This window comes from Pseudomonas sp. AC355, assembly GCF_979258205.1.
On record NZ_OZ409843.1, the window covers coordinates 3,724,897 to 3,739,675 of the forward strand.

Annotated in this window: 8 protein-coding genes and 1 pseudogene; 7 read left to right on the forward strand and 2 right to left on the reverse strand. The window is 57.8% G+C overall.

The genetic code is table 11. The features are described from left to right. Positions 1–10 precede the first annotated feature (10 nt). The 7 genes from ACZ0AI_RS17555 (at position 11) to ACZ0AI_RS17585 (ending at position 11,024) form a co-directional block, all read left to right on the forward strand. Positions 11–631 carry a lysophospholipid acyltransferase family protein gene (locus ACZ0AI_RS17555; RefSeq protein ID WP_463562975.1) on the forward strand — a complete coding sequence of 207 codons (621 nt, stop codon included), beginning with the start codon at positions 11–13 and terminating at the stop codon, positions 629–631. 1 nt (position 632) lies between these two features. Next, positions 633–1,565, forward strand: a complete 933-nt coding sequence (locus ACZ0AI_RS17560) for a phosphatidate cytidylyltransferase (RefSeq protein WP_463562976.1) — start codon at positions 633–635, stop codon at positions 1,563–1,565. Between the two features lie 103 nt (positions 1,566–1,668). Beyond that, a complete protein-coding gene (locus ACZ0AI_RS17565; protein WP_463562977.1) occupies positions 1,669–4,131 on the forward strand; it encodes a type I restriction-modification system subunit M in 2,463 nt (820 codons plus the stop codon). Next, positions 4,128–5,366, forward strand: a complete 1,239-nt coding sequence (locus ACZ0AI_RS17570) for a restriction endonuclease subunit S (RefSeq protein ID WP_463562978.1) — start codon at positions 4,128–4,130, stop codon at positions 5,364–5,366. Before ACZ0AI_RS17565 ends, ACZ0AI_RS17570 begins: the two co-directional genes overlap by 4 nt. A 12-nt stretch (positions 5,367–5,378) precedes the next feature. Continuing rightward, positions 5,379–7,202, forward strand: a complete 1,824-nt coding sequence (locus tag ACZ0AI_RS17575) for a Fic family protein (protein ID WP_463562979.1) — start codon at positions 5,379–5,381, stop codon at positions 7,200–7,202. After that, on the forward strand, positions 7,199–10,306 hold the full coding sequence (locus tag ACZ0AI_RS17580; protein ID WP_463562980.1) for a type I restriction endonuclease subunit R: 3,108 nt from the start codon (positions 7,199–7,201) through the stop codon (positions 10,304–10,306). Before ACZ0AI_RS17575 ends, ACZ0AI_RS17580 begins: the two co-directional genes overlap by 4 nt. Then, positions 10,296–11,024: a M48 family metallopeptidase gene (locus tag ACZ0AI_RS17585; protein WP_463562981.1), complete on the forward strand. Its 729-nt coding sequence runs from the start codon at positions 10,296–10,298 to the stop codon at positions 11,022–11,024. Before ACZ0AI_RS17580 ends, ACZ0AI_RS17585 begins: the two co-directional genes overlap by 11 nt. Before the next feature lie 90 nt (positions 11,025–11,114). Here the strand turns inward: ACZ0AI_RS17585 and gyrB are convergent, their stop codons facing one another. Together gyrB and recF are read right to left on the reverse strand one after the other, a co-directional pair. Further along, positions 11,115–13,532 (reverse strand): DNA topoisomerase (ATP-hydrolyzing) subunit B, encoded by a 2,418-nt coding sequence (gene gyrB / locus ACZ0AI_RS17590; RefSeq protein WP_463562982.1) that lies wholly within the window; start codon positions 13,530–13,532, stop codon positions 11,115–11,117. Between the two features lie 3 nt (positions 13,533–13,535). After that, positions 13,536–14,638 (reverse strand): annotated as a pseudogene (recF, locus tag ACZ0AI_RS17595) (DNA replication/repair protein RecF). Positions 14,639–14,779: the final 141 nt, after the last annotated feature.

The window sequence follows — 14,779 nt, forward strand, 5'->3', positions numbered from 1 at the left end:
GGAACTATCCATGCTTGCGTCCCTGGTCGCCTTTTTCATCACCTCTGGTGCGCGGCTGCTCACCGGTGCCCGCGCCTTGTGGCTCGGTAGCACCGCGCAACCGGTGCAACGTATCTACTACGCCAACCACAGCAGCCATGGCGACTTCGTGTTGCTCTGGGCGTCGCTGCCGGCGGAGCTGCGCAAACGCACGCGCCCGGTAGCCGGCTCCGATTACTGGATGAAGGGCACGCTGCGCAGCTTCCTGATCCAGAAGGTGTTCAACGGCGTGCTGGTTGACCGCCAGCGCAGTGATCCCAATGCCAACCCGCTGCAGGCGATGCTCGATGCACTAGGCGAGGGCGACTCGCTGATCGTCTTTCCGGAAGGCACGCGCAACCTCGAGGACGGCTTGCTGCCGTTCAAGGCGGGCCTCTATCACCTGGCCAAGGCACGCCCGGATGTCGAGGTGATTCCGGTGTGGATCGCCAACCTCAACCGCGTGATGCCCAAAGGTCGAGCGTTGCCGCTACCGCTGCTGTGCACCCTGAATTTCGGCGCGCCGCTGGGCATGGGCGAGGAGGAGGGCAAAGAGGCCTTCCTCGAACGCGCCCGCGATGCCCTGCTGGCCCTGGCTCCCGAGGAGGTTTGAGATGGATCGCAATACCTTGCTGTTGTTCGCCGGCATTGGCGGCATTCTGCTTCTCGCCAGCCTCGTCGGCTGGCTGCTGAAACTACGCGCCGGCCCCGGCCAGCATTCGGTCATCGACAACCTCAACGCACGCATCAACGCCTGGTGGGTGATGGTGCTGGTGATCGGCTTCGCCTTCCTGTTCGGCAACATCGGCGTGGTAGTGCTGTTCTACTGCGTGTCGTTCTATGCCCTGCGCGAATTCATGACGCTGACGCCGACCCGGCGCAGCGACTACCCGGCGCTGGTCGCCGCGTTCTACTTCGCGCTGCCGATGCAGTACCTGCTGATCGGTATCGGCTGGTACGGCCTGTTCGCCATCTTCATTCCGGTTTATCTGTTCTTGCTACTGCCGATCCTGTCGTCCTTGGGCGGCGATACCACGCGCTTCCTCGAGCGTACCTCCAAGGTGCAGTGGGGCCTGATGATCGCGGTGTACTGCATCTCCACCGTGCCAGCGCTGCTGACCCTGGAGATCGCCGGCTACGAAGGCCGCAACCTGCTGCTGATCGCCTGGCTGGTGATCGTCGTGCAGATCTCCGACGTCCTGCAGTATGTGTGCGGCAAGCTGGCTGGCAAACACAAGATCGCGCCCAACCTGTCGCCCTCGAAGACCGTCGAAGGCTTCTTCGGTGGCGTGGCCCTGGCAACCCTGATCGGCGCCTCGCTCTACTGGATCACCCCGTTCACCTTCTGGCAGGCCGGCTTGTTCGCCTTGCTGGTGTGCCTGCTCGGCTTTGCCGGCGGCCTGGTGATGTCGGCGATCAAACGCGACCGCGGCGTGAAGGATTGGGGCCATATGATCGAAGGCCATGGCGGCATGCTCGATCGGTTGGACTCGGTGTGTTTCGCGGCACCGGTGTTCTTTCATATGGTGCGGTATTGGTGGGGATGAGCTAAACGCTTGAGCAGCCAGCGGGCTGCTCGAGTTTGCTGATTGCAGTACCCCGCCCCAGCCCTGAAAATGCGCGCACGAATATTTCCTCGGGTAGCGCCAGGTGCGCCGCAATGGCCATGCCAGCTACCTGAGCCAGCAAACAGACTCAGGTAGCTCCTCGCCGATGGCCATCAAGAAATCCGAACTCTATTCCTCCCTCTGGAAATCCTGCGACGAGCTACGTGGCGGCATGGATGCTTCGCAGTACAAGGATTACGTCCTGGTGCTGCTGTTCGTGAAATACGTGTCGGACAAATACGCTGGTGACCCTAACTCGCTGATCGAGGTGCCGGAAGGTGGCAGCTTTGCCGATATGGTGGCAGCCAAGGGCAAGACGGATATTGGTGAACGACTCAACAAGATCATCGCCTGCTTGGCACAAGCCAACCGGCTTACTGGGGTTATCGACGTTGCCGATTTCGACGACCAGGAAAAGCTTGGTAAAGCCAAGGAGATGGTCGACCGCCTGTCCAACCTGGTCGCCATCTTTCAGTCTCCCGGCCTGGATTTTCGCAACAACCGCGCCCAGGGCGACGACATTCTCGGCGATGCCTACGAATACCTGATGCGCCACTTCGCCACCGAGTCCGGCAAGAGCAAAGGCCAGTTCTACACCCCGGCGGAAGTGTCGCGGATCATGTCCCAGGTCATCGACCTGGCGAGCGCCAGCGACAGCAAGCAGACCATCTACGACCCCACCTGCGGTTCAGGCTCGCTGCTGCTCAAGGCCCACGACGAAGCCAAAAGCATCACCGGCCTCGACCTGGCCGTGTATGGCCAGGAAATGGACAACGCCACCAGCGCCCTGGCGAAGATGAACATGATTCTGCACGACTGCGAAACCGCCGAGATCTGGAAGGACAACAGCCTCAGTGCGCCCAACTGGAAGGATCAACAAGGCAACCTCAAGCTGTTCGACTTCATCGTTGCCAACCCGCCGTTTTCCACCAAGGCCTGGAGCAATGGCTTCGATCCAGCAGAGGATGAGTTCAAGCGTTTCAGCTACGGCATTCCGCCGGAAAAGAACGGCGACTATGCCTTCCTTCTGCATATGCTCACCTCGCTGAAAAGCACCGGCAAGGCAGCGGTGATTTTGCCCCACGGCGTGCTATTCCGCGGTGGCGCCGAGGGGGCGATTCGCAAACGTATTCTTCAGCAGGGCTTTATCAAGGGCATTATCGGCCTGCCGGCCAACCTGTTTTTCGGCACCGGTATTCCCGCCTGCATCATCGTGCTGGACAAAGCCGGCAGCGCCGGTCGCAAAGGCGTATTCCTGATCGATGCCAGCAAAGATTTTATCAAGGACGGCAACAAGAACCGCCTGCGCGAGCAGGATATCCACCGCATCGTCGACACCTTCAACGGGCAGTATGAAGAAGAGAAATACGCGCGCCTGGTGCCCATGGCCGAGATCGAGGCCAACGACTTCAACCTGAATATCCCGCGCTATATCGACACCAGCGAAGCGGAGGATCTGCAAGATATCGAAGCCCACCTGCACGGCGGCATTCCCGAGCGCGATATCGATGCACTGCAGGCCTACTGGCAGGTGATGCCCAATCTGCGTGATACCTTGTTCAAAGCCCAGCGCCCGGGCTACCTCGACCTCAAGGTAGCGGTCGGCGAGATCAAGCCGACCATCTTCGGCCACGCCGAGTTCGATGCCTTCCGCCAGACCGTGGCGAGCCTGTTCGAAACCTGGCGCAGCGAGTACCGCCCACGCCTGGCCGCTATCGCTATCGGCGACAAACCCAAAGCGCTGCTCACCCAGTTGGCCGAAGACCTGCTGCAACGTTTCGAGGCCGCGCCGCTGTTGAATGCCTATGACGTTTACCAGCACTTGCAGGACTACTGGTACGCCACCCTGCAGGATGACGTGTACCAACTGGTGATCGACGGTTGGCAACCGCTGATCGCCAGCGGCCCGAGCAAGGGCCAGCCAAATACCGACCTGCTGCCGCCAGAGCTGATCGTACGCCGCTACTATGCCGCCGAAGCAGCAGCCATCACCGAACTGGAAGGCAAACGCGACGCCATCAGCCGCGAACTGGAAGAACTGGACGAAGAGCAGGGCGGCGAATATGGCCCGCTGGCCGAGGGTAAGACCGACAAGGGCAAGCTCACTGCCGCCAGCGTCAAAGCGCGCTTGAAAGCCATCAAAAACGATTTGAACGCAGACGAAGAGCGACAGGCGTTGGAAGGCTGCCTGGCCCTTATCGAGCGCGAAGCAGAGGCCAGCAAAAAGGTCAAAGCCGCGCAAAAAGCGCTGGATAACAAGGTACTGGCTCACTACGCCCAGCTCAGCGAAGCCGAACTGAAAACTCTGGTGGTGGACGATAAATGGCTGGCGACGCTGCAAGCCGATGTACAGACCGAACTGGATCGAGTTTCCCAGGCGTTGACGGGGCGTATTCGCCAACTGGCTGAGCGCTATGCGACGCCGCTGCCGGCGCTGAATGCCGAGGTCGAAGCGTTGACGGCGAAGGTCAACGCGCATCTGGCGAAGATGGGGTTTGCGGTATGAGTGCGGAGGTGAGGCCGGGGTATAAGCAAACTGAAGTGGGTCTAATCCCCGAAAGCTGGACTGTTAAACCTATTTCAGAATGCATGCGCCTTTTGAACGGGCGCGCATTCAAACCTTCAGAGTGGGCTAGCTCTGGATTGCCCATAATTCGGATTCAGAACCTGAACAATCCATTATCGGAATTCAATTACTACCCGTTTAACGACATTGAAGATCGACATCGGATTCAGTCAGGAGACCTTTTATTCGCATGGTCAGGAACCTTAGGATCATCCTTTGGCGCAAGGTCTTGGCAAGGCCCTGAAGGTGTACTCAATCAGCACATTTTCAAAGTTATCCCTGACGCGAAATTTATCTCTTCCGACTATGCACTTGTAGCATTCAAACGCATTGAAGATGAAATTTCAAAAAAAGCCCACGGCTTTAAAACATCATTTGTCCACATCAAAAAATCCGATCTCGATAGCACGCTTTTATCCATTCCATGTCATCGGGAACAGAATGCAATAGCCTCAGCTCTGAGCGATATAGACTCGTTGATCAGTAACCTTGATCAACTGATTGCCAAAAAACGCAATATCCAGCAAGCCTCCATGCAACAACTCCTTACCGGCCAACGCCGCCTGCCAGGATTTGGTGGAGATTGGGAGGTTAAAACACTGAGTGAGATAGGCACATTTATGAAAGGCAGCGGGGTCACCCGCGATCAATCCAATAGCGGAGAATTACCTTGCGTGCGCTATGGAGAGATTTATACAAGCCATCACAACCAAATACGGGCCTTCCAGTCATTTATCTCGAAAGAAGTAGCCGCTAGCGCCACTCGTTTAAAACCAGGTGATCTTTTGTTCGCTGGGTCAGGAGAGACCAAAGCTGAGATCGGAAAATGTGTGGCTTTCGTTAATGCTTTCGAGGCATATGCCGGCGGCGATATCGTGATTCTGCGACCAACTAACTCAGACTCGAACTTCCTTGGTTATGCACTCAATACGCCGGAAGTTTGCCGACAAAAAACGAGTAGAGGCCAAGGGGATGCTGTTGTTCACATAAGTGCGAATGCTCTGAGCACTATCGAGCTCAATCTACCACCCAAGAAAGAACAAACTGCCATCGCCACTATCCTCTCCGATATGGACGCTGAAATAGCCACCCTCGAAGCACGCCGCGACAAAACCCTCCAGCTAAAACAAGGCATGATGCAGGAATTGCTGACCGGCCGGATTCGTTTGGTGTAATCGGGAGCGCCAATGATGCAGACCCCAAGCCCTCTAAACCTCGACGCACTGCTGGAACTGCTGCAACTGGGTGAAGATCAGGAAGTCGAGTTCAAGCTAGCCGCTGGCGGGTTGCCGAAATCCCTCTGGGAAAGCCTGTCGGCCATGGCCAACAGCGAGGGCGGCTGCATCGTGCTGGGTGTGGCCGAGCGCAAGGGCGTCTGCACGCTGGAGCCGTTGCGCGATGCCAACGCGCTGCGCAAGGCCTTCTGGGATTTGCACAACAACCCGCAGAAACTTAGCACGCCATTATGCCGCGACAGCGACCTGTCGCTGATTGCCGTCGAGGGCGGCGACATTCTGCTGATTCAGGTGCCCCGCGCCACTCGCCAGCAGCGCCCCGTGTACCTCAACGGCAACCCGCTGACCGGAAGCTACAAGCGCAACCATGAGGGCGACTACCGCTGCTCAGAGGCCGAGGTGCGGCAAATGCTGCGCGATGCCTCGGACGACGCGCAGGACTATCAGTTGCTGACCGGCTTCGACCGCCACGATCTGGACGACGCCACCCTGGCCGCCTTTCGCAACCGCTTCTCGGCGCGCGACCCTGATCACCCGTTTCTGGCCCAGGATGAGCAGACCTTTCTGGAAAGCCTCGGCGCCTGGCGCCGCGACCGACAAAGCGGGCAGGCGGGGCTGACGCTGGCCGGGCTGCTGATGTTCGGCAAGGAGCGCAGCCTGCTGGAGGCGCTGCCGCACTTCCAGCTGGATTATCAGGAACAGCTCTCCGATGACCCCAACGTACGCTGGACTTACCGGCTGACTTTGGACGGCAAGTGGGCGCCCAACCTGTTCAACTTCTATTACGGGGTGTTCCCACGCTTGAGCAAGGAGCTGGACGTCCCCTTCAAGACCGACCGGCTTGGCACCCGCCAGGGCGAAACCCACGTTCACGAGGCCTTGCGCGAGGCGCTGATCAACAGCCTGGTGCATGCTGATCATCAATCCAGCCGACCGATTACCGTGATCCGCCGCCGGGACTCCTTCATTTTCAGCAACCCGGACTTGCTGCGCGTACCGCGCGACCAGTTGTACCAGGGCGGGGTAAGCGACCCACGCAACCCCAACCTGTTGAAGATGTTCCAGCTACTTGGTCTGGGTGAGCGCGCGGGCTCCGGCTTCCAGCGTATCGTGCGGGCCTGGCGCGAGCAGAACTGGCTGGTACCGCTGGTATCAGAACAGGTTGGGCTGGAGATGACCGACATCAACCTGCCGCTGGCCAGCATGATTCCCCAGGATGTCGAGCGTGAACTGCGCGCACTGGTGGGCGATGCCTACCCCGCGCTGGACGAGTTGAGCCGCACCATCCTGATCATGGCTCATAGCTTTGGCGAAGTACGCAACCTCGACCTGCAGCCGCAGCGCGCCGAGCATCCCCGGGAGATAGGTGAACACCTGAGCCAGTTGGCCAGCGCCGGTTGGCTGATCAAGCAAGGCCATGGCAAGGGCATGCGCTACCTGTGGCCACACCGGCAAAGATCGGATCTGTTGGTGGCCAATGACGATATTTTCCTGACCGTATATCCCGCCACCGGGGAAGTCACCGGGGAAGTCACCGGGGAAGTCGCCAGGCTGCTCGGTGTGCTTCAGGGTGAGATGAAGCGCACCGACCTCCAGCAAGCACTTGGCCTCAAGCATGAGGAGCACTTTCGCGATGCTTACCTGAAGCCGGCTCTGGAGAGCGGCCTGATAGAAATGACCATTGCCGATAAACCGCGCAGCAGGCTACAGAGGTACCGTCTTACCGAGCGAGGACGGGCCGCCTTACGCAATATGCCAAGGAAGAGCGAACAATGAATACCGTCGGCCAGATCGAGAAAAAAACCCAGCAACGCCTGGTCACGCTGTTTCAACAGCAACTGGGGTACGACTATCTGGGCGATTGGGCCGAGCGCCCCGGCAACGCCAATATCGAGCCCGAGTTGCTGCGCAGCTGGTTACTGGCACAAGGGGTGGAAGCCAACCTGGCCACCCGGGCGATTTTCGAGCTGAACAAGACGGCCAATGACGCCAGCAAGGGCCTGTATGACCGTAACAAGGCGGTATACGAGCTGCTGCGCTATGGCGTGAAGATCAAGCCCGAGGTCGGTGAAAACACCCAGACGGTATGGCTGATCGACTGGAAACAGACCGACAGCAATCACTTCGCGATTGCCGAAGAAGTCACCATCAAGGGCGCCGAAGCCAAGGCTCATACCAAGCGCCCGGATATCGTGCTCTATGTGAATGGCATCGCCCTGGGCGTGCTGGAACTCAAACGCTCCGTGAAGGCGGTCAATCAAGGCATTCGCCAGAACCTGGATAACCAGAAGCCTGAGTTCATCCAGCCATTCTTCTCCACCTTGCAGTACGTGATGGCCGGCAACGACACCCAGGGCTTGCGCTATGGCGCCATCCAGACCGGTGAGAAGTACTACCTGACCTGGAAGGAAGAAGGCGAGGAGGGTAGCGCTGCAGACAACTTGCTGGATCGCCATGTGCTGCAGGTGTGCAACAAGGCGCGCTTGCTGGAGTTGATTCACGATTACGTCGTGTTCGACAGCGGCGTGAAGAAGCTCTGCCGACACAACCAATATTTTGGCATCCGCGAAGCGCAACGCTACCTGCTCCGGCGCGAAGGCGGGATCATTTGGCACACTCAGGGCTCGGGCAAATCGCTGACCATGGTTTGGCTGACCAAATGGATTCGAGAAAATATCCAGGATTCACGCGTACTGATCATCACCGACCGCACCGAACTGGATGAGCAGATCGAGAAGGTGTTTACCGGCGTCAACGAGGAGATCGTGCGTACCAAGAGTGGTGCGGATCTGATCACCAAGCTCAATCAACCATCGCCCTGGCTGATGTGCTCGCTGATCCACAAGTTCGGCACCCGCGAAGATGCTGACGTGGAAGGCTTTATGGAGGAGTTGCGCAAGAGCCTGCCGCCAGACTTCGGTGCCAAGGGCGACCTCTATGTGTTCGTCGACGAGTGCCACCGCACCCAGTCCGGCGAGCTGCACAAGGCGATGAAGCTAATTCTGCCCAACGCGGTGTTTATCGGTTTCACCGGCACACCGCTGCTCAAAGCGGACAAACAGAAAAGCATCGAAGTATTTGGCCGCTACATCCACACCTACAAATTCAATGAAGCCGTTGCCGATGGTGTGGTGCTCGACCTGCGTTACGAAGCCCGCGATATCGACCAGAACATCACCTCACAAAAGAAGATCGATCAGTGGTTCGAGGCAAAAACCAAGGGCCTGAACGACCTGGCCAAGGCTCAGCTCAAACAGCGCTGGGGCACCTTGCAAAAGGTACTGTCGAGCCAGTCGCGGCTAGAGAAAATCGTCGCCGACATCCTGCTGGATATGGCCATGAAACAGCGTCTGGCCGATGGCCGAGGCAATGCCATGCTGGTAACCAGCAGCATCTTCGAAGCCTGCAAGTGCTATGAGCTATTCAGCAAAGCGGGTATGGGTGAGAGGTGCGCCATCGTCACCAGCTATAAACCCTCGCCTGCCGATATCAAGGGCGAGGCCACCGGTGAAGGGCTGACCGAGAAATTACGGCAGTACGCCATCTACAACCAGATGCTGGGCGATAAGGATCCGGAAACCTTCGAGAAAGAAGCGAAGCAGCGCTTTATCAAGGAGCCTGGGCAGATGCGCCTGCTAATCGTGGTGGACAAGCTGCTGACCGGCTTCGACGCACCGTCTGCTACTTACCTGTACATCGATAAACAGATGCGCGACCACGGCCTGTTCCAGGCTATCTGCCGGGTCAATCGACTGGATGGCGAAGACAAGCAGTACGGCTACATCATCGATTACAAGGATTTGTTCAAGCAGCTGGAAGGCGCTATCGGCGACTACACCAGCGGCGCGCTCGACGGCTATGAACAGGCCGACGTAGCTGGCCTGCTGGAAGACCGCCTGAGCAAGGCCCAGGAAGACCTGGAGGACGCCCGTGAAGCGATTAAGGCCTTATGCGAGCCGGTAGAGCAGCCCAAGGATACGCCGGCCTATATTCGCTTCTTCTGTGGCAAGGAGTCGGGCAACGCGGAGCTACTCAAGGCCAACGAGCCTAAACGCCTGAACCTGTACAAGATGAGCGCCGCACTGATCCGCTGCTTCGCCAATCTTGCCAACGAGCTGGAAGAGGCTGGATACAGCGCCAAGCAAATCAACGAGATCAAGAGTGAGGTCGATCACTTCACCAAGGTACGCGATGAGGTGAAGCTGGCGAGCGGCGACTATATCGACCTCAAGGCCTATGAGCCGGACATGCGTTTCTTGATCGACACCTATATCCGTGCCGAAGACAGCGAGAAGATTTCTGCCTTCGACGATATGTCGCTGATCGAGCTGATCGTCGAAAGGGGTATCGGTGCAATCGACGCGCTGCCCAAGGGTATCCGCGAAAGCCAGCAAGCCGTGGCCGAGACCATCGAGAACAACGTGCGCAAGTTGATCATTGATGAGTCGCCGATCAACCCGAAGTACTACGAGACCATGTCTTCGCTGCTCGATGCGCTGATCGCCAAGCGCAAGGAAGACGCCATCAGCTACCAGCAATACCTGGCCGAAGTGGTGGAGCTGACCAAACAGGCGAAGAGGCCGACAAGCGCCACTCATTATCCTGGCTCGATCAACAGCGCAGCGCGACAGGCCCTGTATGACAACTTGGATCATGATGCTGACCTGGCGCTGGCTGTGGATACCGCCGTACTGAACAGCCGCATGGACGGCTGGCGTGGCAACGCGATGAAGATCAAGCGCGTGCGTATCGCTATCAAGAACGTACTGGATCAGTGGGGAAAGGACGCGGCCGAATCACAGGGTAGCTACTCGGCAGGGCAGGACAACGAGCGGCTGGATACTTTGTTGGAACTGGTCACTCATCAACATGAGTATTGAGTCGCATAGCATCACGGTCAGCGGTTTGACTGTTGAAGTCGTGCGCAAACCGATCAAAAACCTGCACCTGGGCGTTTACCCACCACAGGGTCGCGTACGCGTGGCGGCTCCGCTGGCCGTGGACGATGAAGCCGTGCGGCTGGCGGTGGTAGGCAAGCTCGGCTGGATTAAACGCCAACGGGCGAAGTTTCAGGCCCAACCCCGGCAGTCCCAGCGGTGTATGGTCAGTGGTGAAAGCCATTACTTCCTGGGCCGTCGCTATCGTCTGCGTGTTCACGAAACCACAGGTGCGCTGCGTATCGCTCTGCGCGGCAAGGCCACCATGGATCTGTTCATACGCCCTGATACCACTATCGAGCGCCGCGAGCAGGTACTACAGGATTTCTATCGTGCTGAACTGAAGCGCCTGATGCCGGAACTGCTGGAGAAATGGCAGCCGAAGTTAGGGGTTCACGCGCGTGCCTGGGGCATAAAGCGGATGAAGACCAAGTGGGGCACCTGCAACATTGAAGCCCGCCGCGTCTGGCTCAACCTGGAGCTAGCCAAGAAGCCTGTGCAGTGCCTGGAATACATCCTCGTACACGAACTGGCTCACCTGCATGAGCGGCACCATAACGAACGTTTCATTAGCCTGCTGGATCAACATCTACCTCAATGGAAGCTGTTGAGGGAGCAACTCAATAGCAGCTTGCTTGCTGATGAGCGATGGGATCGTTAGATATCTGTAAGTAACTGATCTATAAATAAAAACCGGCCAAAAGGCCGGTTTTTATTATGTCGCGACACTTATGTGCCCATCGACATGACCTTAAACGTCGAGGTTGGACACCGCCAGGGCGTTGGTCTCGATGAAGTCACGACGCGGCTCGACTTCGTCACCCATCAGGGTGTTGAAGATCTGGTCAGCGGCGATGGCGTCTTCAATGCGGACTTTGAGCATGCGACGAACCTCAGGATCCATAGTGGTTTCCCACAGCTGGTTGGGGTTCATCTCGCCAAGACCTTTGTATCGCTGGATGCTGTGACGCTTGGTACTTTCGGTCATCAGCCAGGTCAGGCCTTCTTTGAAGGTGGTGACCGGCTTCTTGCGCTCGCCACGCTGCACGTAGGCGCCTTCTTCCAGCAGACTGTTCAACTGGTCACCCAGGGTAGTGACGGTTTTGTAGTCGTTGCTGGTGAAGAAATCACGGTTGAAGGTGATGTAGCTGGAGTTGCCATGGGAGATCAGCTCGACCTCAGGCAACCACAGGTGACGTTCCTGGTCTTCACGCAGGCTGGTCTTGTAGGCCAGACCGGATTTTTCCATGGTCTTCAAGCGGGCATCGAACAGAGTCAGCCAGCTTTCCATGGCAGCCTTGTCGGCCATCAGTTCGGTAGTCACACCCGACAGGTAGACGAAGTGCTCGGTGAGTTCCATGGGGTACAGGCGCGACAGACGCTTGAGGGTCTTCATCACCAGGCGGTAGTCATTGACCAGACGCTCCAGCGATGCACCAGACAGACCCGGTGCACTCTCATTGACGTGCAGGCTGGCGTCTTCCAGGGCCGACTGGGTCATGTATTCCTCCATGGCCTCGTCGTCCTTGATGTACTGCTCCTGTTTGCCTTTCTTGACCTTGTACAGCGGCGGCTGTGCGATGTAGATGTAGCCGCGCTCGACCAGCTCTGGCAACTGGCGGAAGAAGAAGGTCAGCAGCAGGGTACGGATGTGCGAACCGTCGACGTCAGCATCGGTCATGATGATGATGTTGTGGTAACGCAGCTTGTCGATGTTGTATTCCTCGCGGCCGATACCACAACCGAGCGCGGTGATCAGCGTGCCGACTTCCTGAGAGGAGATCATCTTGTCGAAGCGTGCTTTTTCGACGTTGAGGATCTTGCCCTTGAGCGGCAGGATCGCCTGGGTCTTGCGGTTACGGCCCTGCTTGGCAGAACCGCCCGCGGAGTCACCCTCCACGATGTACAGTTCGGAGAGGGCAGGATCCTTCTCCTGGCAGTCGGCCAGTTTGCCTGGCAGGCCTGCGATATCCAGCGCGCCTTTACGACGGGTCATTTCACGAGCTTTACGCGCCGCTTCACGGGCACGAGCGGCGTCGATCATTTTGCCGACAACAGCCTTGGCTTCGTTTGGGTTTTCCAGCAGGAAGTCAGAGAAGTACTTGCCCATTTCCTGCTCGACCGCGGTTTTCACCTCGGAGGAGACCAACTTGTCCTTGGTCTGCGAGCTGAATTTCGGGTCTGGAACCTTGACCGAGATGATCGCGGTCAAACCTTCACGGGCATCGTCACCCGTGGTGGCGATCTTGTGCTTTTTGGCCAGACCTTCCTGCTCGATGTAGTTGTTCAGGTTGCGCGTCAGCGCCGAACGGAAGCCAGCCAGGTGGGTGCCGCCGTCACGCTGTGGAATGTTGTTGGTGAAGCACAGCAGGTTTTCGTTGAAGCTGTCGTTCCACTGCAGGGCCACTTCCACACCGACGCCATCATCACGCTGTACGGAGAAGTGGAACACCTGGTTCACGGCTGTCTTGTTGACGTTCAGGTATTCAACGAATGCGCGTAGGCCACCCTCGTACTTGAACAGTTCCTCCTTGGCGGTACGCTCATCCTTCAGGAGGATGCCGACGCCAGAGTTCAAGAACGACAGTTCGCGCAGGCGCTTGGCCAGAATGTCCCAACTGAAGTGAATGTTGGCGAAGGTGTCTGCCGACGGCTTGAAGTGGATCTGTGTACCTGTGGTATCGCTGTCGCCAACAGCCGCGATAGGTGCTTGTGGCACACCGTGAATGTAGGTCTGTTCCCAGATCTTGCCGCTGCGGCGAATGGTCAACACCAGCTCTCTAGAGAGCGCGTTGACCACCGAAACACCAACACCGTGCAGGCCGCCAGAAACCTTGTAGCTGTTGTCGTCGAACTTACCACCGGCGTGCAGCACGGTCATGATGACCTCGGCAGCAGAGACGCCTTCCTCCTTGTGAATATCGACCGGAATACCACGGCCATTGTCGCGCACACTGATCGACTCATCCGGGTGGATGGTGATGGTGATATCGCTGCAATGCCCTGCCAGGGCTTCGTCGATGGAGTTATCGACCACCTCGAAGACCATGTGGTGCAGACCGCTGCCGTCATCGGTGTCGCCGATGTACATGCCAGGCCGCTTGCGTACGGCATCCAGGCCCTTAAGAACCTTAATGTTATTGGAGTCGTACGTTTGGTTTTCGCTCATGCTTCACTCCCGGTGGTCGAGGTCTGGGTGATACGTCCATGTTCCACGTGGAACATGGAAACCGGCGTATCCGTTTGCCAGCCATCGCTCAACAATTCATGGTCTACGCAGGTGATGAATACCTGGCAGTTCAAATCTTCCAACAAACGGCACAATGCGCGACGGTGCTGCTCATCCAGTTCTGACGGTAAGTCATCCACCAGATAGATACATTGGCCACGCTTGGCCTGATCAACCAAATGCCCTTGGGCAATCCGTAAGGCACACACCACCAGCTTCTGCTGGCCCCGGGACAAGATGTCCGCTGCGTTGTGCGCGCCAAGCCTCAACCTGAGGTCTGCCCGCTGCGGGCCGGATTGGGTATGCCCAATCTGCTGGTCACGCAACAGGGAAGACGTCAGCACTTCATTCAGGGGGCGGTCTTTATCCCATCCCCGGTAGTAACTCAGCGTGAGCCCCTGAAGCTCAACCAGCTCGCTAAGGGTGCGCTCGAAGACAGGCTTGAGCTGCTGTATGTAGGATCGCCGATAACTGTCGATTTCATCGCTGGCCAGGCACAACTCGCGATCCCAGGCCGCTTGAGAAACGGCATCAAGTGTACCACGGCGAAGCCACGAGTTCCGCTGCTTGAGGGCCTTCTGCAGGCGCTGCCAGGCGGGGAGAAAACGAGGTTCCACGTGGAACACTCCCCAATCGAGAAACTGCCGACGTATTTTCGGTGAGCCTTCGAGCAAGCGAAAGCTATCGGGATTGATCAGTTGCAACGGCAGGGTTTCAGCAAGTTGCGCTGCGCTGCGCGCATTCTGTCCGTCGATGCGAATCTGAAAGTCACCCTGGCGATCCCGTGAAACGCCCAAATTGCTCTGCCGCCCATCAGCCAGGTTCACCTGCCCAAACAGAGTGCAGACTTGTTGCTCGTACTGGATAACGGGCAATAGCCGAGCACTGCGAAACGAACGCGCAAGGCCGAGCAGGTGAATGCCTTCAAGCACGCTGGTTTTACCGCTGCCGTTGGCGCCATAGAGGATGTTGATGCGCGGGGAGGGCATCAGCGTCGATGGCTGAAGATTGCGCACCGCGGTCAGGTTAATGCGGATCAGGGACATGAAGCGGGCCGTCGAGGAAGGGGCAAGCAAATAGTACTGCCAGAAACGAAATCAGCTTTGGATGTAGCGGGTCAGGGTTTGATCCGAACATACCAAAGCTGATTTCAATAACGCCTGGGTTGCCTGTTAGCGGCAGCGACA

What these genes read in the sequence shown, in the direction of transcription:
- ACZ0AI_RS17555 (WP_463562975.1), top strand. Translation starts at nt 11, where the DNA reads ATGCTTGCGTCCCTGGTCGCCTTTTTCATCACCTCTGGTGCGCGGCTG.
- ACZ0AI_RS17560 (WP_463562976.1), top strand. Translation starts at nt 633, where the DNA reads ATGGATCGCAATACCTTGCTGTTGTTCGCCGGCATTGGCGGCATTCTG.
- ACZ0AI_RS17570 (WP_463562978.1), top strand. Translation starts at nt 4,128, where the DNA reads ATGAGTGCGGAGGTGAGGCCGGGGTATAAGCAAACTGAAGTGGGTCTA.
- ACZ0AI_RS17575 (WP_463562979.1), top strand. Translation starts at nt 5,379, where the DNA reads ATGATGCAGACCCCAAGCCCTCTAAACCTCGACGCACTGCTGGAACTG.
- ACZ0AI_RS17580 (WP_463562980.1), top strand. Translation starts at nt 7,199, where the DNA reads ATGAATACCGTCGGCCAGATCGAGAAAAAAACCCAGCAACGCCTGGTC.
- ACZ0AI_RS17585 (WP_463562981.1), top strand. Translation starts at nt 10,296, where the DNA reads ATGAGTATTGAGTCGCATAGCATCACGGTCAGCGGTTTGACTGTTGAA.
- gyrB (WP_463562982.1), bottom strand. Translation starts at nt 13,532, where the DNA reads ATGAGCGAAAACCAAACGTACGACTCCAATAACATTAAGGTTCTTAAG.